The organism is Bacillus sp. FSL K6-1284 (assembly GCF_038002625.1).
Lineage (GTDB): Bacteria > Bacillota > Bacilli > Bacillales > Bacillaceae > Bacillus > Bacillus paralicheniformis.
The window spans coordinates 1758021-1780630 of record NZ_JBBOCW010000001.1 but is presented as its reverse complement, the minus strand read 5'-3'; the positions used below and the strand labels follow the sequence as shown (position 1 = coordinate 1780630).

Here is a 22610-nt window from a genome sequence, read left to right as displayed (position 1 = left end):
ACCTTAGTGTTACCGACAAAGCCGGTATCCAAGCCCAAAAGATTTTTCCTGACGTACAAAACGATGTCAGCAATGGCATCCTTTCTCCGGACTTTCAGACAGGACGCCTGGGCAGGCCTGATAAGGTTTGGCGGCATATTAAAAGCGGTTCGGAAAAACTCCGAACCGCTTCGTGGTTAATTTTGATAATACGTCTTCACAATTCCGGCACAGCGAGGGCAAAGCTCCGGATGATCGGCATCCTGGCCGATTTCTTTGGACACCATGCGACACCGCTCACAAGTTTCGCCTTCTGCCTGAGCAACGACGATTTTTCCTGTGTCAAACGTCTGCGCACCTTCAGGCGCTTCGGCTTCCGTTCCGCCGATGAGAAGCTCTGACACGATGAACAGCTGTTTGACGTCTTCCTTGATCGAAGAAAGCAGCGCTTTTGCTTCTTCATTTGGATACAGCGTCAAGCTCGCAACCGAAGATTTTCCGATGATCTTTTCATTACGCGCTGTTTCAAGCGCTTTAAGAACATCGCCGCGAAGCTTCATGAAGCTGTCGAACTTCTCTTCCGTCTCTTTTGCATTTGGAATGTCTCTTGTTTCCGGCATATCGGTAAGCTGCACGCTTTTTTCCGATACGAATGTGAAGTGGCTCCACATTTCGTCAGCAGTATGCGGCAGGATCGGTGCGATCAGCTTGACAAGCCCGAGCAACGTTTCGTAAAAAACGGTCTGCATGCTGCGGCGGTCTTTATGATCGGCGTGTTCAATATAAACGACGTCTTTGGCAAAATCCATATAGAATGAGCTGAGCTCGATCGCGCAGAAGTTGTGGACAGCATGGTAAATGACCGCAAAATCATATTCTTCATATGCTTTTTTGACTTTTTCAATAAGGCTGTTCAGCTTGATCAAAATGTACTGATCGACTTCGCGAAGTTCTTCCACAGCGATTGCATCTTTCGCCGGGTCAAAATCAGCAATGTTTCCGTGAAGAAAACGGAACGTGTTGCGGATCTTCCGGTACACTTCTGCGACTTGCTTTAAGATCGCGTCAGATACGCGGACATCTGCTTGATAGTCGACAGATGCGACCCACAGTCTTAAAATATCGGCCCCGAACTGATTCATGATTTTTGCCGGAACAACGACATTGCCGAGTGATTTGCTCATCTTGCGGCCTTCTCCATCAAGGGCAAAACCGTGTGACAGCACGCCTTTATATGGTGCTTTACCCGTTACGGCAACGGCTGTCGAAATCGATGAGTTAAACCAGCCGCGGTATTGGTCAGATCCTTCCAGATACAAGTCCGCAGGTCTTACAAGATCATCGCGCTCTTCCAGTACGGCCTGATGTGACGAACCTGAATCAAACCAGACATCCATGATGTCCTGTTCCTTTGTGAACTTGCCGTTCGGACTTCCCGGATGCGTAAAGCCTTCCGGAAGCAGTTCATTCGCTTCTTTTTCAAACCAAATGTTCGAACCGTGCTCCCTGAATAGTTCAGAAACGTGGTCGATCGTTTCATCCGTGATGATCGGCTCCCCATTTTCGGCATAAAATACCGGAATCGGCACGCCCCATGCGCGCTGTCTTGAGATACACCAGTCACCGCGGTCGCGGATCATATTGTAGAGGCGCGTTTCGCCCCATTCAGGCACCCATTTTGTTTCTTTCACCGCGTCAAGAAGCTCGTCTCTAAAGTCTTTGATAGAAGCGAACCATTGGGAGGTCGCGCGGAAAATGGTCGGTTTTTTCGTTCTCCAGTCGTGCGGATAGGAGTGGGTGATGAAATCGAGCTTCAGCAAAGCGCCTTTTTCTTCGAGCTGTTCTGTAATCGGTTTGTTGGCCTGATCGTAAAACAGTCCTTCAAAACCAGGGGCTTCGCTCGTCATATGTCCTTTTTCATCAACCGGGCAAAGCACGTCAAGTCCGTATTTCTGACCGATGATAAAGTCGTCTTCACCGTGTCCCGGAGCAGTATGAACACAGCCTGTACCGGCATCTGTAGTTACGTGTTCACCGAGCATAACAAGAGAATCTCTGCTGTATAAAGGATGAACCGCGACGATATGTTCCAGGTCTTTTCCTTTAACAGTTTGAACGACTTCATGATCTTCAAAGCCGATCGCTTTTGCCACGCTTTCAATCAATGCGCTTGCCATCACATAGCGCGCGCCTCCGGCAGCAACGACGCTGTACTCCAATTCAGGGTGTACGGCGATGCCGAGATTGGCCGGGATCGTCCACGGCGTTGTCGTCCAAATGACGATTTTTTCGCCGTTTGATAATACACCTTTTCCATCTTTTACATCAAATGCAACATAGATAGACGGCGAGCGTTTATCATGGTATTCGATTTCAGCTTCAGCCAGAGCGGATTCGCTTGAAGGGGACCAGTAAACCGGCTTCTTCCCTTTGTAAATATAGCCTTTTTTCGCCATTTCGCCGAATACTTTAATTTGCTGCGCTTCAAACTCCGGCTTAAGGGTCACGTATGGGTTTTCCCAATCTCCTCTGACACCGAGGCGCTTAAATTGCGTTTTTTGTCCTTCGATTTGCTGCCATGCGTATTCTTCGCAAAGCTTGCGGAATTCGGCTACCGTCATTTCTTTGCGCTTCACTTTTTTGTTTTTCGTGAGCGCTGTTTCAATCGGCAGGCCGTGTGTATCCCAGCCCGGAACATACGGTGCATGATAGCCGCTCATCGATCTCGAACGGACGATGAAGTCCTTCAGTACTTTGTTGAGCGCATGGCCCATATGAATATCGCCGTTCGCATACGGAGGTCCGTCATGAAGCACGAACATCGGCCGGCCTTCGGTTCGTTTCTGAACGAGGCTGTAAATGTCCATATCTTCCCATTTTCCCTGGATTTCAGGTTCACGGTTCGGCAGGTTTCCTCTCATCGGAAAATCTGTTTTCGGCATTAAGAGCGTATCTTTATAATCCATTACCATTCCTCCAAAACATCTTTTCTAAAACAAAAAAAGCCTTTTCATCCCATAAGGGACGAGAAGGCTTTGATCTCGCGGTACCACCCTTTTAGACAAGCCGATTCGGCTTATCCGCTCAAACATCGTAACGTGATGGGACGTCCTTTCCTACTGGACGGTTCAGAAAGGAAACTTGAGGGCTGATTCACAACGATTCCAACAATCCCGGGCTTACACCGCCCCCGGGTCGCTTTCATTGTTTTCAGAAATCAATGTCTGTCCCTCTCAAACGTTTTTCACTCAATTTATGAACGTATTATATGCGAACGGATGACGATATGTCAAGAACGCAAATGAAATTCTATTCTTTTTCATCCATGACGGCGTCTACTTCGTATTCAAGCAAATGATCCCAGTCGTCGTTTTTCAACAGGTCAAGCTGCGCTTCGATCAACATTTGGAAACGGGTTCTGAACACTTTTGACTGCTTTTTCAGCTCTTCGATTTCCATCGCGATCTTTCTCGATTTTGAAAGAGACTCATTAATGATCCGGTCAGCGTTTTTCTCAGCTTCACGAATGATGAGCTTCGCTTCTTTCTCGGAATTGCGCTTTACGTCTTCTGCTGCTTCCTGTGCGACAAGGATCGATTTATTCAACGTCTCTTCGATCGTCGAAAAATGGCCGAGACGCTCGTCAAGCTCGTTCACCTTTGATTCAAGCTCATTTTTTTTGCGCAGAATGATCTCATAATCCTTTCTCACCTGGGCCAGGAACTCGTTCACTTCATCTTCGTCATAGCCGCGGAACGCTTTTGTAAATGTTTTATTATGAATGTCATTTGGCGTCAAAGGCATGCTGCCCACCTCCATTATTTTTCTTTATGTACACTTGTCCTAGTCAACATTATAAAGCAAAATTCGACCGGGCGGAGAAAAAACTGTTAAAACGCGTCATTTTTGTTTTTCAAACGTCAATCTCCATTTGCCCTTCTTCGTTTTGCCGTCAATGTTTTTCATCCTGAACCGGCCAAACCCCCGGATCGAAACCATATCCCCTTCCGCCAGTGCATATGAAGGGTCTTCAATGACTTTCCAGTTCACTTTCACGAGGCCATTTTTCACGAGAACCTGTGCTTTTTGCCGGGATTGCCTGCTCATTGCCGAGCATATCGCATCAAGCCTCAAAGATGAAACCGTATCATCCCTTATTTCGACATCCTGCTCCGGTACTTTAAGCTTAGAAAGCGGAATTTTTTCAAGGGAAACTTTCACCTTGCCGATTTGTGTCAGCTGGGTGAAAACAAAATCAGCGACTTCTTCCGAACAGATAAACTGCCATGTCCCGTCCGAAAAGATCAGGTCGCCGAACTTTTGGCGTCTCAATCCGATGCCCATCAATGAGCCGAGAAGCTCGCGATGCTCGATGGAGGCGAATTTTTGCGGATAGATGACTTCCCAGCCCTGAAGCTGAAAATCTTCGGCAGACGGCTCGGCATATTCAGGGAATAGTAAAGCCCTCTTTCGTTCGGCCTCAGGGAAGCCCCCGAAAAATTCAAGCCTCACTTCGTCCGACTGACCGATGACAGATTGCAGGATCACCTGTTCCCGCGGGTCCAAAAAATCGGTCAGCTTCATCCGGTACTGTTCCGCCACGATTCTTTTCCACTCAAGAGCCTGGTCGATAAACGGCTCTTCGTCTTTTCTGAAATGCTGGTAAATATCGCTCATTGTCTTTCCTTTCTATGTAAAGAGGCCTGGCCTACAGCCAAGCCCGATACTCGGCCCGCAAAGATTGAAGGCACGCTCCTGAACCACGGCGCCGCTGCCTGCGGTAAGTCTTACGGGAGATCGGCATAATGTCTTTAAAAAGCGCCGAGCATTCTGAAAACCGCAAGAAGCCCTGCATCTGCGAACCGCAGGATGAAAATCGCCACGAGCGGAGAAATATCAATCATCCCGAGCGGAGGAATAATCCTTCTGAACGGTTCGAGATAAGGCTCGCAAAGTGAAGCAAGCACCCGGCCGAATGAAGACTCCCTTGCATTAGGCACCCAAGACATAAAAATGTAAATAATGAGCGCAAACGAATAGACGGTTATAAGCGTGCTTAAAATTTGATAAAGTAGGATCATCTGCGATTTACCACCTCTGATGTTCTTCTTCTATGAGCTCGGAAATCGTGCCGGAGACATCGACGTTTTCAGGCGTGCATAAAAAGATGTCCGCTCCGATCCGCTGAATATCGCCGCCGAGAGCATATACAGTTCCGCTCAAGAAATCAACGATTCTTTTCGCCTGATCGTGCTGAATGCGCTGCAGGTTCACGACGACGGCGCGCCGGTTTTTGATATGGTCTGCGATTTCCTGGGCTTCCGCGTACACCCGAGGCTCACTTAACACTACTTTAGAAGATTTCTGAACGCTTTGCAAACTTACGACATTCTGCTTCCCAGCCGCTTTAGACTGGTAGGCGGTTCTGTCTTTCGATTCATGCTCTTCAGGGATTTCCTCCCTGTCTGTTTCAATGTACTCGTATTCGTATTCCTCATCATCCAAGGAAAAAAAGTTTTTAAATTTGTTTTTCAAACTCATGATTGTCCACCTCCAGTTTCATTTCCGACTAAGGAAGATCCGATTCTGACGAATGTCGCGCCTTCCTCGACTGCGATCGTATAGTCGTTAGACATCCCCATCGAAAGCTCGCTGCACGGGGCGTTCCATTGACCGAGCCCGCGAACCTCGTCGCGCAGCTCTCTCAGCAAGCGAAAACAGCTTCTGATTGCCGTCTCGTCATCCGTAAAAGGAGCCATCGTCATTAATCCCGCAATCCGGATGTTTTCATATGCAGACAGTTTTTTTACAAAAGAAAGAACCTCTTCTTTTGCCATGCCGTGTTTTGAAGATTCAAGAGATGTGTTGACCTGAACAAAACAGTCAATCGGTTTTTTTGCCCTCTTCTGAATCTCGTCGGCCAATGAAAGCCTGTCTAAAGAATGGATATATGAGACATGATCGATGATTGCTTTTACCTTTCTCGTCTGCAGGGTTCCGATAAAATGCCATACCGGTTCGCTGTCTTTCAGAGCGTCGAGCTTGTGAAGCAGTCCGGTATCGCGGTTTTCTCCCAAATGTCTGATTCCTGCATCAAGCGCTGCCTGCGCCCGTTCCGGGGAAACATATTTCGTGACAGCGATGACGGATATTTCGTCGGGCGTTCTTCCCGCTTTGATACACGCTTCGTTGATCCTGTCATTTATATGTCGTAAATTGCTTTTCACATCCACCTGTAAGCTATACCTCCTTTAATCCGATGAAGGACATCATCCGTCCGGTTTTTCCCCGGTCTCTCCGATGGGAGAAAAACAGTGAATGCTCGCAGCTCGTACAAAGGGAACTCACCTTGATCTGGCCGTTTGGAATTCCGGCGTGTACAAGCAGCTGCCTGTTCACTTCTTTTAATTCGAGACGGTACTCCGCTTCTTTTATCGTCAAAAAGGCTTTGTCTTCTTGCTGAAGAGGAAGATTCCTGATTTTGTCTATTACATGATCGTCGACAGTGTAGCAGCACGAGCCGATCGCAGGCCCGATCACGGCGTGGATGTCTGCGGGATTTGATCCTTCCCGGCTGACCCACGTGTCAACCATGCTGGCTGCGATTCCGTGCGCGGTGCCTTTCCAGCCCGCGTGAGCGATTCCGGCCAGCGAGCGGACCGGATCGTAAAAATAAACGGGAACGCAGTCGGCAAAGCAAAGCGCCAAAAACAGGTTTGGCCTGTCTGTATAAAGTCCGTCCGTAGCCTTCAGCGCCGTATCGTATCGGAAAGCGCCGCTGGCGCGATCGCTATCCGTCACTTTTTGAATCCGGTCTTCATGCGTCTGATCGGCAAATACCCAGTCGTGCAGATCGGTTTTTAAGATGTCGGCAATCTGTTTTCTGTTATTGATGACATGCTGTTCATGATCCTGAACGTGCAGCCCTGTATTCAGTGAGTGAAAAGGCGGTTCGCTTTCTCCGCCGTTTTTTGTCGTAAATCCGGCTGTGACGGCTCCGCCGGTTTCCGCCGTCTGATTCCATTCCTCAATCAAAAGCATTGACGGAGCATCAAGACGAAAGGGGTTATATGTATTCATGGTGATCAGCCTTTCGACAAACATCGTAGTCTTTCATCATATCGCTCCTATTTTAACACATCTTGATGCATTCGTTTAGTTTCGTTTCAAAAAACTAAACGAAATGTATTGTTTGCAACATTTATCGCCGTTTTTGCAGACGGTCTCACCGTATACAATAATGTTGAAAAAGCAGGCGGATAAGGGCCCGCCGATTGATCAGGCATCATCTCATATGCTTGATCAGCTTAAACGCACAAGAATCACATCTTCTCCAATTTTAACAATATTTCGCCACGGAATGACGATTTCCTCTTCTTTTCCGAAAAATCCGAAAACTTTCCCCGTTCCTCCGATGACAATCGCCTGTATTTTGCCTGTCGTTACATTAATATCGATATCGCCGATGCTGCCGAGCTTTTTCCCGTTTGATACGTTAACGACATCTTTTATCTGGAAATCAGAAATGTTCATCATGTCCACCGCACGCCTCCTCTGATCAAATGTCCTTTTAAGATTATATGAAAGGCAGTCCTTTATTTAGACTGCCTTTTCAGTGGTTTATTTCGTTTTTTTCCTGCCGGCTAAAATGTCGAGATGGACGGTCGTAACAGCGGATTCTTTCTTTAAAAAGGCTTTGATCCGCTCCTTTTCTGCGCGCCATGATAATGGCGTCATCTTGATAAGCGGCGCGAGAAGGCTTTGGTCTAAACGTTTGCTGTAGGCGATCTCCGTTCTGTCGATCAGATCGAAATGAGACGAGAACCGCTCAGCCGTATCCTCGCTCGTATAGGCTTGTTTGTCCAAGCAGTCATACAAAAACCCCCGCAGTTCTTTCAGATAGCCGCTTTTCGGAATCACTTTCAAGACGATGCCGTCATCAGATAACAGCCGCTCGAATTCCGCGTAATTAGAAGGCGACAATATATTGAGGATCGCGTCGAATGAACGATTCCGAAACGGCGCGGCAGCCAGATCGGCGACACACCAGATCGCCTCTCTTTCTTGCTTAGTCGCAGACACAATCCCGGCTTTCGCCAAATCAAGCCCGACGCCAAGGACAGGCGATCCGGAACGCATTTGAAGCTTTTCAACGATCCGCGCCAAATGCGAACCTTCCCCGCAGCCGGCATCGAGGATGCTGACAAAGTTGCAAAACGGGAGGCCTGCTTGTTCGAGACGGTCTGTCAAAGCGCCGCTAAGCGGTTCAAAAAAGCCGCGGGCGGCTAACATTCTTCTCGCTTCAAATAATTCTTTATCATATTTAACAGAAGGAGCATGCGTTGTGACATTGACATATCCCCCTCTTGCGATATCAAACGTATGTCCGTTTTTACAGATCAGGCTTTTTAAATCGGTGACCGCCATATTCGTTGCGCATATCGGGCACTGAAACATCGTTTCATGCCTTTTCATGAGCGATGCTCTTTTTAATTTTTTATTCATCATTGTTACACCTCATTCATTCACATTTAGATCAATGAAAAAGGCATAGACAAATAAACCCGCACCTTCGGCATTTTTTAAAGACGAAGGTGTGGATGGTTTAAGCGTTTGTCTATACCTTTCATTATCTGTAGCGAATGAATTGAATGATCATAATGATGAACCCCTCTTTAACATGACGTTCTCTATTATCTTACCAGCTTTTTTAAGAGGATGAAAGCTGAAAAAGAGCCTCCAAACAAGGAGGCTGCCAAAGAACCAGCCGTTTTAAATGCTGAGGTTTAGAGGCTTTTTCTTGGACAAATACGGTCTGCCGTCCGTCCATACCGCCTGGACGGGCATATCGAAAAATTCGGACAAAACCTCGCCGGACATCATCTCTCTTGTCTTCCCCAAGGCAAACACTTCACCTTTTTTCAACAGCAGCGTTTGGCTGAAAGCGGGGAGAATTTCTTCCGCATGGTGAGTAACATAAAGCATGGACGGTGCACTGTCTTTTTTGGCAATTTGTTCAACCGTCTCCAGCACCTGCTCCCTCGCGATGAAATCAAGACCGGTTACAGGCTCGTCGAGAATGAGCAGCTCTGGATCGGCCATCAAGGCCCTTGAGATCAGCACCTTTTGTTTTTCTCCCTGAGAGAGCGTTTCATATCTCCTGTCCGCATAACGGATGGAGCCGAATTCCTCCAGGAGGGCGATCGCTTTCTCCCTGACAGACTGTGAAGGCGATTCATAAAGGCCGATCGAAGCGAAAGCGCCGCTTAAGACAATTTCAAATGCACTGTCTTCAGGATACAGCTTCTGCTGCAGGGCCGCTGACACAAGGCCGATTTTTTGGCGAAGCTTTTCGTTCAGCTCCGTTTTTCCAAATTCGCGCCCTAACACGGTGACTTTTCCTGTTGTCGGAAAATAATAAGCGCACAGCATGTTCAACAGAGCGGTTTTGCCTGCTCCGTTCAATCCGTATAGCGCCCAGTGCTCCCCCTTTTCCACCGTCCAATCAATATCCTTTAATATCCACTCTCCATTTCGTTTTAATGAAGCATTCTCAAGCTGCAAAACCATTTGAAGTCCTCCTTTTATGTAAATATTCTGATAAATTAAAATATAATTCTTTTATTATAGCTTATTTATATAACAAAGTGAATGAGAGATTTTCCATTTTTAGCATGTGAAAAGCCGCAGATTGACTGCGGCTTTAGTGAATGTTCTTATTCATTTGTTTAATGGCGGCTTTTTCCAGCCTTGAGACCTGGGCTTGGGAGATTCCGATCTCATCAGCGACTTCCATTTGCGTCTTGCCTTGGAAGAAGCGTTTTCTGAGGATCATTTTTTCCCGTTCATTCAGCCGTCTCATACCTTCTTTTAAGGCGAGCTCTTCGATCCATTGCGAATCCTTGTTGCGCTCATCGCTGATTTGATCCATGACATAAATCGGATCTCCTCCGTCATTGTAAATCGGCTCAAACAAAGATACCGGATCTTGAATAGCGTCAAGCGCAAAAACGATTTCTTCATGGGACACTTCAAGCTCTTTCGCGATCTCCTGAGCCGTCGGCTCCCTGCTTGTCTCACTGATCAGCCGTTCTCTCACTTGCAGCGCCTTGTACGCGATATCCCTGAGTGACCGTGAGACGCGGATCGGGTTGTTATCGCGCAAATATCTGCGGATTTCTCCGATGATCATTGGTACAGCATATGTTGAAAACTTAACATTGTGGCTCAGATCAAAATTATCAATTGATTTCATTAGTCCGATGCAGCCGACTTGGAATAAGTCATCAACATACTCTCCTCTGTTGTTAAACCTTTGAATGACGCTTAAGACAAGGCGCAAATTACCGTTAACAAGCTTTTCTCTTGCTGTCGTGTCTCCTTCATCCTGCATTTGCTTGAACAACTTTCTCATCTCTTCGTTCTTCAGTACGGGCAGTTTTGATGTATCAACCCCGCAGATTTCAACTTTATTTCTCGACACTTTTTTCCCTCCCTACAGGAGCTGCTGTACAAAGTTCAGTATCTCCTCGGGTGGGAAAAATATGCATCGTTAATTTCCAAAAATAAGAAGATCAAGTCGAAAACCCTTGGCTGTCAACACTTCAAATTTCATAAAAAAATTAAACCATTTTGTTGAATTCTTTTCGGAGCCTTTTAATAATTCTTTTTTCAAGCCGGGAAATATATGACTGGGAGATGCCGAGCATATCGGCAACGTCTTTTTGCGTTTTTTCTTCTCCTCCGACAAGCCCGAAGCGGAGCTCCATGATCTGTTTTTCTCTGTCATTGAGCTGTTCAAGCGCTTTTTTCAGCAGCTTCTTATCAACGTTTGCTTCGATATCTTTTGTAATAATATCGTTTTCTGTTCCGAGCACATCTGAGAGAAGAAGTTCATTTCCGTCCCAATCGATGTTCAACGGTTCATCGAATGATACCTCTGAGCGAATTTTATTGTTTCTTCTTAAATACATCAAAATTTCATTTTCAATACATCTGGAAGCATATGTAGCCAGTTTGATTTTTTTCTCGGGATTAAAGGTATTCACCGCTTTGATAAGGCCGATCGTGCCGATGGAGATTAAATCCTCGATATTGATGCCGGTATTTTCAAATTTTCTCGCGATGTAGACGACCAGCCTGAGATTTCGTTCAATCAAAATTGCCCGTGCCGCCTGATCACCGTCAGGCAGCTTATGGAGAAGCACCTGCTCTTCATCTTTTGACAATGGCGGGGGCAGCGCTTCGCTTCCGCCGATATAATAAATTTCGTCGCTTTTCAGCCCCAGTTTCATTAAAAGTTTGTACCACAGATAGGTTAACCTTAATTTTAGTTTTTTCATCTTCCTCCCCCTTCTAAATAAACGTCTTCAGGAGTATGATAATGTAACAGACTTCGAGTTTAAGAAACGTGTTTGACCGGGTTTCCGGCGAGCATTTTCGGATGGACGATGGCGTCAAATTCGCCGTCCGCGGAAAGCGGTGAGGTGCTGATGCCAATCAGGCATTTCGGCGCTTCAATCACCTCCCTTTCCGAAAAAATGAGCACATGATCCGGCTTTAGGCAGAGCAGAAACTGATGCTGGTGGCCGACCCCGCGGTAGGGAATCAGGCGGATCCGCCCGATATACGGGAGTGTTTCATCAAGTTTGCCGACGGCATCAAGCGGGCTCATTTCCTTGATGATCACACTCGCTTCTTCTCCCAATACACTTTTCAATTTTTCAATATTGACGATCATGACGGGCGTTTTTGTGATCGGGTCGTAGAGTTGGTTTCCGGAGTCAATCAATCCGGTGAAATGAAGCGTATGTTCATCAATGCCGGTCTCTAGGCGGACGCGTTCTTCATATTGAATTTTCTTCGCTTCAGCATCTTCAAAACGCTTTTTTGAAAACAGCCATACAGCCGGAAAACCTGCACCGACAAACAGCCAGCTGACCGGGTCTCCAAAACCGGACCAATTCGTCATAAAGACGCCGTTTTCCATGATCGAATCCGTTTCAAGTAAAGAATGCGCTCCAATAATCCCTCCTCCCATTAAAAAAGTAGCAAAATAAAAAGAAAACAAATTTTGCAAAAAAAACCGGAACCGCTTAAAACCAAATGTCAAAAGAACGATCACAACCGAAAACGACAGTTTGCCTGCAGGATGAAGGACGTACGGCGAAAAAGGTGTAAACATAAACAGAACGATGCTTGACGCGACAAACGCCCCTAAGATCAGCCTCCGCTTTTTAACCCTTCGCTTTAAAATAAATGCGGTCATCATTAAAAGCAGCAAGTCAAAACAAAAGTTTAACAGCCATATCGCATCTAAATAGATTTCCACATCCTTCCCCTTTCTTTGGACTCGGTGACCATATTGTTTGTTTTCCTAAGTATAAATCAAGCCCAAAGGTAAAGTCTGTCAATTAATGTTGCGCAAATCGTACATTTTTTGAAGTTTTCGTACTGAATTTGTCGATCATAAAACGAAAAAAAACGCTGCCATTAAAGACAGCGTCTTTTCACCTTTATTTCAGCTTTTCATTGATGTACAGTTTGCCTTTTGCCGTTTGTCTCGTTTCATTGCCGTAATCATCCCGGACGATGACCTCGATTTCCGCTCCTTTTGCTTTTGCGGTTGAAGTCGCGGTCCAATATCCTTCATACTTGCCTTTTGAGACTTCTCTGATCGGCAGCTCTGTTACGTTTTGGGCAGCCGTTTTGAAATTGGTAAGTGGCATTCTGATCACAAAGACAGCATCCAAATCAGCGGCGCTTTCAAACTCGATTTTCACGGTTTCTCCCGTTTTGAGTTCGAGGTCTTCAGCCGGTTTCAAGCCGGTGATTTGCGGCGCTTCAAAGTTGACATCCACCGTGACTTTTTTGGTCGTTTTGTTGCCTGCCGCATCCGCTGCCGTTACTTTGATTTCATTTTGGCCGTTGTCAAGCATAATCCTTGCAGAATACTCGCCATTGTCAACAGCCGCTTTTTTGCCGTTTACATGAACAGATTCTAAGTGGTCGTCTGATACTGTTCCTTTCACAGTGACAGTCTCTTTATTGAGTTTTGATCCGCTTTTCGGCGTGTCAATTGTAAGCTTCGGCTTTTTCTGGTCAAGGACGATCCGGACCGGGTCTGAAGCATCCGTCGTTCCGGAAGCCGATGACGATTTGGCGGTGATCACATTTTCACCTTTATTCAGCGGAATCTCTTTTGAGAAAGTGCCGTCTCCCGCCGTTTTCGCCGTTCCGGCTTCTTCATCTCCGTTAAAGAGCTGAACGGTCGTGTTCGGAGACGATGTCCCTTCGATGACAGCATTCTTTTTGTTGGTAATGAATCCGTCTTTAGGCGACGTAATCACAGGCATCGCCAATTCATAGTCGACCAAAGCGCGGATCATGAAGTTGCCTTGGTCTGATGGCGCTTTCGACCATGAGCCGTCCGTATACTGCCAGTTGCGGCCTGAATATTCCCCGTCTTCATCTGTAGCAAGTCCAGGTGAGTTGGCCAGGTCCTCTGTCTGGACGTACACGAGGTAAAAGTCTTTTCCGACGAGGATGCCTTCATCGCCCAAATCAATGGTCGTCCATTCACCTGTGCGGAGCGCTTCAGCTTTGAACGGGCCGGCGAGTTTTTTGCCCGGAGAGCCTTTTTCACCCGACGCATCGTAGACCTCGACTGCAAAATCAGTTCCGCCCGGATCCGGGAATTCTGTATCCCAGAATTTGAACAAGCCGCCTTTCAGCATAGCTTTTTCCTGCCCGTTTTCGAGCGTCATTTTAACGGCCAGCCCGTTGCCGGATTCATAGAAAGCCCAGGCGTTTTCCCCGGTTCCGTCATCATAGCCGATTTCCCCAGGATAGCCGATGAAAGGATCGAGCTCGATATCTTTCGAGACATCTCCTTTTAAATCAACGGAAAACTCGCTGCTGTAATATCCGTTTGCAGAGACCTTTACCGTATACGAGCCTTCATAGGCCGTTAATGAATAACTTCCGTCGCCGTCCGTCTGAACCGGTTTTACGGATGCATCTTCAACGATATACAGCTTTGCATGTCGGACGGGTTCGCCCGTTTTTTTGTTTTTTATCGTTCCGGTGAGCGTCCCTTTCTTCAGTTCCTTTAAGACAAAGTCTGCCGTCGTCATCTTGTCGGCCTCGATTTTTACGGTTTGCGCATTTGATTCATATCCGTACGCTTCCGCTTTCAGCGTATACGTTCCAGGTGCATGAGCCAAACTGTATGCGCCTGTTGCTTGGTTGGAATATGTCGATTTGCCCGTCTCCAGCACGCTGACCTGAGCCCGCACCGGAAGAACTGCAGGAGCTGCTTTTTTCGTCTCAGAATGTTCTTGAACGGTTTCTGCCGGTTTTGCTTTTTTCGGATCAATCGTTTGTTTCTTCGTTTTCTTATCCTTCATTTTAGCCGGCTGTTTTTCAACGCCCAGTCGTTTTTTCGTGCCTGCGCTCTTCACTTCCTTCACAAGCGCTACATCATCGATATAAAGCCCGTCACCTTCAATGCTGTCGTCAGATTGTAGGTTGAACATGATCTTAATCGTCTGTCCCCCGTATTCCGACAAATCGATCTGTCCGTCTTTCCATTCTGACGTCCTGCCGCTGTACTCAGCAGCCGGGATCCATTCATCTTTCCCTTCAGGCTGTACGTAAACGAAACCGTAATCGAAGTCCTCTTCAATATCGTGCCAATATTTGTATGTGAGATAAAGTTTTTGATTTTTTGGAACGCTGACAGGAGGCATAAGAAGATTCATATTGGCCGAACTTTGATACGGCCCTGTCAGATTTGTTGCGAATACGTTTTTTCCCGATGCTGCGGCATTCGGGCCTGACTGAGGAATACCGCGCTCCCATGAATTCTTCACACCTGATGTGATCCAGCCGTTGGCAGCATTCTCGAAATCTTGTTTATACCCTGTGGTCACAGCCGGAGAAATCGGGATTTCGTACACTTTGGATTCCGTTTTGTTTCCTCCGAAATCGGTGACAATCCATTTGTAGGAAAGCGTTTTCCCTTCAGAAACGGATACGGCCGCCTCGTACGTTCCTTTTTTATAGTCGCCGGAAGTTTGTTTGGCAGCGATCGTCACCCAATCGGAATCATCGGTTTTATAGCTTAATTTGACCGATATGATGCTGACATCGTCTTCCACATCAACTGAAAGAGGCGTTTCTGAGCCTGAGTAAATTTCCTTGATCTCTTGATGGTTTAAGACCGGCGGATTTTTGTCTTCGCCTTCTTTTCCGACTTGCCCTTCCGCTTTGCCCAACCCTTCTGTGACGGCGGACACCGCGTCAAACACGTTCACGAGCCCGTGGCCGTATCCGTTGTTCGGCGATTCGGTAAATTTGCTGTCTGTGAGCGGTGTTGCGGTTTCCATCAAAATCTTTTCGATCCCATCAACGGTGATCGACGAATCGGCCTGCTTGATAAGTGCGGCCGCGGCTGCGACATGCGGTCCTGCCATTGAAGTGCCGTCCCAGCCGTCTTGATAGCCGCTTCCAGGGACAGAAGAGCGAATGTTGACCCCAGGAGCTGTTACTTCAGGCTTGGTCTCATCATACGGGGAAGGACCTTGAAGTGAAAAATCGGCTAAGCGATTATCGATGTCTGTCGCACCGGTCGCGAACGCTTCGGGGTAGTTTGCCGGATTGGCAATCGAAGCAGGTCCTCCCGGATTGGTGAAATCAGCGTTCCCCGCAGAGAACTCAGGGAAGATGCCGGCAGCTCGCCACGCTTTTACGATATCCCTGTAAAACTCATCAATCCCGGCTCCCCCTGACCACGAGTTATTGACAACATCCGGAGCCATTTCAGGGTGCGGGTTGCCATCTTTATCTTTCGGCGCCAAAATCCATTCACCCGCTGCAAGAAGGTCTTCGTCCGTTCCGCCGTCATCCGAAAAAGCTTTCACGGCAATCCACTTTGCACCCGGCGCCACACCGATTTGGTTTTGACCGTCAGGCTCTGATCCGACCATCGTCCCGGTTACATGCGTGCCGTGCTCCAGGTCGTCAAAAGGTTCAGAAGCGCCAGAAACCGCATCATACCAGCTGAATTCGTGATCAGGCTGATCGGGATGCTGCGGGTCATATCCGCGGTATTTTTCTTTCAATGCCGGATGATCCCATTGCACGCCCGTATCAATTGACGCGACAACCGTGCCCGTTCCGTCATATCCCAATTTCCAGGCTTTTGGCGCGTCGACTCGATTGATATTCCATTCGATTTCTTTTTCATCCTTAGCTGCCGATTTTTTCACAGACTGTTTAGCCGGCTTGATCAGCTGCCTTTTTTCGTTCGGGAGCACTTTCTCTACTTCCGGAAAAGCCGCTACTTGTTCCATGACCTCTTTCGTCGCATGGACGGCCATCCCGTTGACAATATAATAGGAGCGGATTTTTTTTACTTTCCCTTGTTTTTCCTGCTTTTTCAAATAACGTTTCAAATCGCTTTGCGTCTCATCCGCTTTGACTCTTAAAGCGGAGACGACAGCCGAGCGCTTTTGATATTCTGTTTTAGCCGCGCTCAGCGACTTTTTCTTCGCATTCTTTTCCGCCTGCTTGGCCACCTTTGGAGTATCGACTTGATCTTTCAGTTTGATCAAGAATGTGACTTGATCTTCTTTTTTGAACTGTTTGACAAGAGATTTCGAAATTTTTCCCTTCCCTGCAGCTGCTTGTTCTTTCATCGAAGTGAGCGCAGGCTTTGTCGCGGCATCTGAAACAGCGGGCATGAACAGCGAGCCGATTAACAAACCGCTTAAAATGGTTGAAAACGCCTTTTTTCTCAGCTTTCTTTTCAAATGAACATCCCCCTTTTTGATGAAATTGGCTGGACTTGTCCGTCCTCCTCTCCTTGTGGATGCCTTGTCTGACCTTGATGTAACTTAAATATAGTAAAAACTGGTTAATTTTTTTGTCGGTATTTGTCAAGGTCATGTTTAAAATTAGATAAAAAAAGGACAAAACCGTTAAAGCGGTTTTGTCCTTTTTTATCATTTTGTTTTTTTAGCCGCGTCAAAAGCTTTTAAAGCGTTGACCAAGCCGTATCCGTAGCCGTTGTTCGGCGATTTTTTAAACGTTTTGTCAGTCAGAGGCGTCGCCGTATTCAGCAGGATGCGCTCGATTTCATCGACTGTGAGGTCCGGATTGGCTTCCCTCATTAAAGCGACGATCCCTGATACATGCGGGGTCGCCATCGATGTTCCGCTCATCGCAGCATACTTGTGTCCCGGATAAGCAGAGCGGATGCTGACGCCCGGTGCCGAAATATCGGGCTTGATTTCGTCATATGGCGAAGGTCCTTGCAATGAAAAATCGGCTAACGCGTTTGCGCTGTCAACTGCGCCTATCGCGAAAGATTGCGGATAGTTGGACGGATTCTCAACTGAACCCGGTCCGCCCGGTTCCAATTCGCTGACATTACCTGCTGCGAATGCAGGAAAGATATCAGCTGACCGCCAAGCTTTGACAATATCCAAATACCATTCATTGAGTCCGCGTTCACCCGCCCAAGAATTGTTGACGACATCGGGAGCCTTTTCGGGGTGCCCTTTTCCTTTCGCATCTTTCGGAGCCAAAATCCATTCTCCTGCAGCCAAAAGGGATTTTTCGTCTCCGCCGTCCTCTGAAAAGGCTTTGACAGCGATCCATTTCGCAGTCGGTGCGACACCGATCTGGTTTTTGCCGCCGGCTTCTGAGCCGACCATCGTGCCTGTCACATGTGTGCCGTGGCCCAAGTCGTCATATGGCGTTTTCTTATTGCTTGTCGCATCAAACCAGTTGAACTCATTGTCTGGACTGTTCGGTTTAGAAGGGTTGTAGCCCCTGTACTTTGTCTTCAACGCCGGGTGATCCCACTCAACGCCGGTGTCAATCGAAGCGACAACGGCTCCTTTGCCTTTATAGCGCTTTTTCCAGACATCAGGCGCATGAACCTGCTGAATGTTGGAAGCGGGGGAACGATCTGCGGACGTTTTCGATTCTACCGTGGGTTTTTCAGTGTTGCCAAGCTTAATTTTTTGATTTGGCAGCACTTTTTCAACCTCCGGAAATGAAGCCGCTTTTTCCATAACATCCTTTGTCGCTGTCACGGCAATGCCATTTACAATATAAAAAGATTCCACTTGCTTTGCTGTTCCTTTTTTCTCTTCTTTTTCTAAAAACGATTTTAAGTCTTTTTGCGTTCTCTCAGCTTTTGTACGCAGGGACGTCAGCACGGCTGAACGTTTGATTTCTTTTACTTTTTTCACGGTCATCACGCTTGCTTTCGCCCGGTTTTCAGCCGCTGTCGCCGCTTGCTGAAGATTCGCCTGGTTTTTCATTTTGATTAAAAAAGTCACTTTATCTTCTTTCTCAAAACGTTTGTAAAGAGCGCTTGATATTTTGTTTTGTTCCTTGGCCTTCGCTGTCGTGCCTGTTTCAGCCTGCACAGCGGCCGGAGCGAGAAGTGAACCGATGAGTGCAGCGCACATGAATGTGCTGAATAATGGCTTTTTCTTCACATGACATCCTCCTTTAAGCAATAGCAAATATAGTCGTTTCTTGCGTTTCTTTGTCTAGAAACAGAAACTATTAATAATGGTAAAAGAAAAGACTTATAGACATTGTCGTATTTTGTCATTTTTCCTTTGTCGGTTTGTAAATTCGTTCTTTTTACATATGACTTGTTCACTGTTCATAGTTCGGCCAGATGACAAGCTGAAAGGAAAATCCGTGCATCCGGGAGAAAAGAGAGAGGTTAGATGCAAGGCTTTTGAGGGAGGCGCTTCGATCAGAATGACAATTGATGCTTTTGGAGGGGAGAATCCGTTCCAGCGCATAAAAAAAGCCGCCGACTTCTTGTCGGCAGCTTTCCAATGTATTATAGACGTTTTAGCGTTTATTGCGGTTTCTTAAGAAAGTCGGGATGTCAAGCGTATCCTCGGCAGGCTGTGATTGGCTGCGATGCGGCATGCTTGGCTCCTCGCGCTTCGGCTCCCGTTTCGGAGCAGGCTGATGATGCTGTTTTAAGCCTTGGTTTAAAGGTCTCTGCGGCTTAGATGCATCTTGATCCTGTTCGATAAAGCCGGTCGCGATTAAGGTAACAACAATTTCATCTTTTAGATTCTCATTAATGATTGATCCGAAAATCATGTTTACATCTTGATCTGATGCGGCGGCTACAATATCAGCTGCTTCCTGAACTTCATACAGGCTTAAGTTTGATCCGCCCGTAATGTTCATGAGAACACCTTGTGCACCGTCAATCGCTGTTTCAAGTAACGGACTTGAGATTGCTTTTTTAGCCGCTTCGGCAGCACGGTTTTCACCTGTGGCGACGCCGATCCCCATCAGTGCAGAACCTTTGTTGGACATGATCGTTTTGACATCGGCAAAGTCAAGGTTGATCAGTCCAGGTGTTGCAATCAAGTCTGAAATGCCTTGAACACCTTGGCGGAGAACGTTGTCCGCTTCGCGGAAGGCTTCAAGCATCGGTGTGTTTTTATCGACGATTTCAAGAAGACGGTCATTCGGAATGACGATCAGGGTGTCGACGGCTTCCTTCATTGCTGTAATGCCGCCTGCCGCCTGAAGCTGTCTTTTTCTGCCTTCAAAAGTAAACGGTCTTGTCACAACACCGACCGTCAATGCGCCTAATTCCTTTGCGATTTGTGCGATGACAGGTGCCGCGCCCGTTCCTGTTCCGCCACCCATTCCGGCTGTGACGAACACCATGTCTGCACCTTTCAGCGCTTCTTCAATTTGTTCTTTGCTTTCCTCTGCGGCTTTTTTGCCGACTTCCGGATTGGCTCCGGCGCCGAGCCCGCGTGTCAGCTTCGCACCAATCTGCATTTTCGTTTCCGCTTTTGACAGGTTGAGAGCCTGGGCATCCGTGTTGACTGCGATAAACTCGACTCCCTGAACGTCATTTTCGATCATCCGATTGACGGCATTGTTACCGCCGCCACCTACTCCTATTACTTTAATCGATGCTAAGCCGTCTATATTTGTTTCAAACTCTAACATGCTAAATCCTCCTAATCCGTCGAATGACTAATCTCTATTCCCAAAAGAAGTTAAATATTTTCTTCATTTTGCTCGGCTTTTTCTCAGCTTGAGCGTGCTGCTTGGATTTTGGCTTCGGTCGCTGCTGCACTTCTTTTTGATGTGTTGCCGCGACTTCTTGAACCGCTTGTTCCGGCATCTTAAACCCTACTTTTCTGCCTTGGATTTTTGCGTTGCGGTAAGCGAATTGGATGAGGCCGACTCCTGTCATGTATTGAGGTTCTCTTACACCGATATAATTCGGGCTAGCCACTCTGACGTTATTTTGAAGAACATCCTGTGCGAGGCTGAGGACACCCGGCATTCCAGCCTGTCCCCCTGTAAGCACAAACCCTCCCGGCAATTCTTTTATTCCCATGTTCCGCAGTTCCTCTGCCACGAATAAAAAGATTTCTTCGAGCCTGGCTTCTATAATGTCTGCCACTTCCCGCTGAGAAAAGGTTTGCTTTTGGTCTGTCCCGATCACGGCGACTTCAAATGTTTCCTCTTCCGACGCTTCTTCATAGAAAGCATGTCCAAACTGCTTCTTCACCCGCTCAGCTTCGTCTGTGGAAGTGCGCAATCCGATTGAAATATCCTTGGTGATGTTTTCTCCTCCCAGGGGTATGACGCGGGTCGCAAGAAGATGTCCGTCCTCAAATACGGCAACCGTTGTCGATCCTCCCCCGATGTCGATTAAAGCCACTCCGAGGTTTTTTTCGTCCTTTGATAAAGCGACAGATCCGGCGGCCAGCGGCTGAAGGCAAATATCCGTTATTTCAATTCCCGCTCTTTCCACACAGCGCAGCAGGTTATGTAAGATCGTTTTAGAGCCCGTGATCAGCGATCCTTCCACTTCAAGGCGGACGCCGAGCATCTTTTTCGGATCTGTAATATCGCCTCTGCCGTCAACGATAAACTGTCTCGGAATCACATCGACGATCAGCTGTTCAGGCGGGATGGAAACGACTTGAGCGGCCTCCATCACCCGGCGCACGTCTTCAACGTGGATCTCTTTATTCTCGCTTGAGACAGCCACAACACCGTTCGTATCTTGAATATGGATGTAGTTCCCATTAACCCCGACGATCGCGTGGGTCAGCGGAAAACCTATCATTCTTTCTGCTTGTTCAAACGCTTTTTTTATAGAATGAACCGTTTCATCTATATCAACGATTGATCCTTTTTTCAGCCCCTCTGAGGGAACATTTCCGACTCCGATAATGTTAAGAGAATCGTCTGACATTTCACCGACGATCACTTTAATATTGGACGTACCGATGTCTAGACTGACGTAAAGTTCATTGTTGTTCATTCTATGGCACCTCCTCACATTTCAGTCAATTCTATTCTATTATTTGCCGAACAACAATACAATGAATCTGGTTTTACAAGTGTGTAACAATCAATACAAACCAATACGCTTCGTTTTTAGTTTTAGGATTACTGTGAATATTCGTGATATCCTATGTATATCCTCTTTTAAATCCGATTTTTTTTAATTTTTTCTCCTCGAGGCCGTCCATTTGGCGAGCAGTATTCTTCTGATGACCGCGATGTTTTGAAAAAGCCTCACGCCAAATGCAAACATACCGACTAAATACAAGTCTACACCAAGATGAACGCCCAGAAAAGCCAAACTTATGGCGAGAATAATATTGAAGAAAAAGCCCGTCACAAAAACTAGTTCATCGTATACACTTTCCAAATGGGCCCTTATTCCCCCGATCAAAGTATCAAGGGATGCAAGAATCGCCAGGGACAAATAATTTGAGTATTCATCCGGAATGGTGAAGTTCGTGCTGAACCCGATTGTAATTCCGAGCAAAAGCCCTAAAACCGGAAGCCACATTAGGAATTCTCTCCTTTTGATTTCTCGAGCGGTTTCAATGGCGCAACTTGCATTGAACCTTCGTAAGCTTTGATTTTGATTTGTTTTTCAGGCCTTTTGATTTGCAAATCCAGATTTTCTCCCGCGAACAGATCCTGCAGGGATGAAGCATTCATTCGGCTATATAGTTTATCGGCGTTTTTGCCGATGACTTTTACCGTTATCGGATAGTTGTCCAAAGGATATCCGTCGATTTTGGTTGTTCCGTTGATATCCCTGATCACCGTCGTGTTGACAACCCTTCTGTTATTGATCGATATTTCTTCCGCTTCATACATATTCAGTTCATTAATCAGCTTTTTCAGAAGGTCTGGCGGCGGATTTTGAATGGATTCTCCCGTGAGTTCTTCCGAGAAGAGCTGAGAAATGGTGATGATGATTCCGTTCCCTGTAACATCTGTGAAGCCGGCCTGTTTTTTTAAGTTTTGAAGCGTTTCATTCAACGCTTTTGTCCGCGAGGTTTCTTCTTGATGACTGTATGTGTTCAGCATTTTTTCATATTTGTCAATTTCGCTGATCAGCTCAAGCTGTTTTTTCTGTTCTTTCTTCAGATCCTCCCTGAGGTCCCAAATGTCCCGCGTATCGCGGACTTTCGGCGCTTTCAGCGAATTAAACTGTACGGACAGCATAATTCCGAAAATGAGCATCAGGATGCTCAAACTGATGAAACGATTATTTTTCTTCAACGTCCGCCCACCAACTT

General features: G+C 46.8%; 19 protein-coding genes and 1 other annotated feature. All 19 genes read right to left on the bottom strand.

Annotated elements, in window-relative coordinates:
• Positions 1–176: 176 nt before the first annotated feature.
• Positions 177–2945 (bottom strand): isoleucine--tRNA ligase, encoded by a 2769-nt coding sequence (gene ileS, locus MHB72_RS09250; RefSeq protein ID WP_216920542.1) that lies wholly within the window; start codon positions 2943–2945, stop codon positions 177–179.
• A 51-nt stretch (positions 2946–2996) separates the two neighbouring features.
• Positions 2997–3226 (bottom strand) — a binding site (T-box leader).
• Positions 3227–3288: 62 nt separating this feature from the next.
• Positions 3289–3783, bottom strand: a complete 495-nt coding sequence (locus MHB72_RS09245; protein ID WP_020451319.1) for a DivIVA domain-containing protein — start codon at positions 3781–3783, stop codon at positions 3289–3291.
• A gap of 96 nt (positions 3784–3879) precedes the next feature.
• Positions 3880–4656, bottom strand: coding sequence for a YlmH family RNA-binding protein (locus MHB72_RS09240; protein ID WP_023857245.1), 777 nt, complete (start codon positions 4654–4656; stop codon positions 3880–3882).
• Positions 4657–4790: 134 nt separating this feature from the next.
• Positions 4791–5057 carry a YggT family protein gene (locus MHB72_RS09235; RefSeq protein WP_025811370.1) on the bottom strand — a complete coding sequence of 89 codons (267 nt, stop codon included), beginning with the start codon at positions 5055–5057 and terminating at the stop codon, positions 4791–4793.
• Between the two features lie 10 nt (positions 5058–5067).
• A complete protein-coding gene (gene sepF, locus MHB72_RS09230) occupies positions 5068–5520 on the bottom strand; it encodes a cell division protein SepF (RefSeq protein WP_003181594.1) in 453 nt (150 codons plus the stop codon).
• Positions 5517–6212, bottom strand: a complete 696-nt coding sequence (locus MHB72_RS09225) for a YggS family pyridoxal phosphate-dependent enzyme (protein ID WP_020451316.1) — start codon at positions 6210–6212, stop codon at positions 5517–5519. Before MHB72_RS09225 ends, sepF begins: the two co-directional genes overlap by 4 nt.
• A gap of 7 nt (positions 6213–6219) precedes the next feature.
• On the bottom strand, positions 6220–7059 hold the full coding sequence (gene pgeF, locus MHB72_RS09220) for a peptidoglycan editing factor PgeF (RefSeq protein WP_254122125.1): 840 nt from the start codon (positions 7057–7059) through the stop codon (positions 6220–6222).
• A gap of 222 nt (positions 7060–7281) precedes the next feature.
• On the bottom strand, positions 7282–7515 hold the full coding sequence (locus MHB72_RS09215) for a YlmC/YmxH family sporulation protein (protein WP_011197962.1): 234 nt from the start codon (positions 7513–7515) through the stop codon (positions 7282–7284).
• Positions 7516–7599: 84 nt separating this feature from the next.
• Positions 7600–8487, bottom strand: coding sequence for a putative RNA methyltransferase (locus MHB72_RS09210; RefSeq protein ID WP_216920530.1), 888 nt, complete (start codon positions 8485–8487; stop codon positions 7600–7602).
• A 264-nt stretch (positions 8488–8751) separates the two neighbouring features.
• Positions 8752–9549, bottom strand: coding sequence for an ABC transporter ATP-binding protein (locus tag MHB72_RS09205; protein WP_020451313.1), 798 nt, complete (start codon positions 9547–9549; stop codon positions 8752–8754).
• Positions 9550–9682: 133 nt separating this feature from the next.
• Positions 9683–10462, bottom strand: coding sequence for an RNA polymerase sporulation sigma factor SigG (gene sigG / locus MHB72_RS09200; RefSeq protein WP_003181576.1), 780 nt, complete (start codon positions 10460–10462; stop codon positions 9683–9685).
• 139 nt (positions 10463–10601) lie between these two features.
• The gene (gene sigE / locus MHB72_RS09195) at positions 10602–11321 is read right to left on the bottom strand and encodes an RNA polymerase sporulation sigma factor SigE (protein ID WP_003181573.1); all 720 of its coding nucleotides are present in this window, start codon (positions 11319–11321) and stop codon (positions 10602–10604) included.
• Positions 11322–11380: 59 nt separating this feature from the next.
• Positions 11381–12310: a sigma-E processing peptidase SpoIIGA gene (spoIIGA, locus tag MHB72_RS09190; protein ID WP_020451312.1), complete on the bottom strand. Its 930-nt coding sequence runs from the start codon at positions 12308–12310 to the stop codon at positions 11381–11383.
• 184 nt (positions 12311–12494) lie between these two features.
• Entirely contained in the window at positions 12495–16793 is a 4299-nt protein-coding gene (locus tag MHB72_RS09185) for a S8 family peptidase (RefSeq protein WP_216920528.1), read from the bottom strand.
• A 192-nt stretch (positions 16794–16985) separates the two neighbouring features.
• Positions 16986–18494, bottom strand: a complete 1509-nt coding sequence (locus MHB72_RS09180) for a S8 family serine peptidase (protein ID WP_020451310.1) — start codon at positions 18492–18494, stop codon at positions 16986–16988.
• Positions 18495–18864: 370 nt separating this feature from the next.
• Positions 18865–19998, bottom strand: a complete 1134-nt coding sequence (gene ftsZ, locus MHB72_RS09175; RefSeq protein WP_026579757.1) for a cell division protein FtsZ — start codon at positions 19996–19998, stop codon at positions 18865–18867.
• Between the two features lie 34 nt (positions 19999–20032).
• Positions 20033–21331: a cell division protein FtsA gene (gene ftsA / locus MHB72_RS09170; RefSeq protein WP_020451307.1), complete on the bottom strand. Its 1299-nt coding sequence runs from the start codon at positions 21329–21331 to the stop codon at positions 20033–20035.
• A 183-nt stretch (positions 21332–21514) separates the two neighbouring features.
• Positions 21515–21868 carry a small basic family protein gene (locus tag MHB72_RS09165; protein ID WP_003181559.1) on the bottom strand — a complete coding sequence of 118 codons (354 nt, stop codon included), beginning with the start codon at positions 21866–21868 and terminating at the stop codon, positions 21515–21517.
• Entirely contained in the window at positions 21868–22593 is a 726-nt protein-coding gene (locus MHB72_RS09160) for a DUF881 domain-containing protein (RefSeq protein WP_075213231.1), read from the bottom strand. The genes MHB72_RS09165 and MHB72_RS09160 overlap by 1 nt, the downstream gene beginning before the upstream one ends.
• Positions 22594–22610 lie beyond the last annotated feature (17 nt).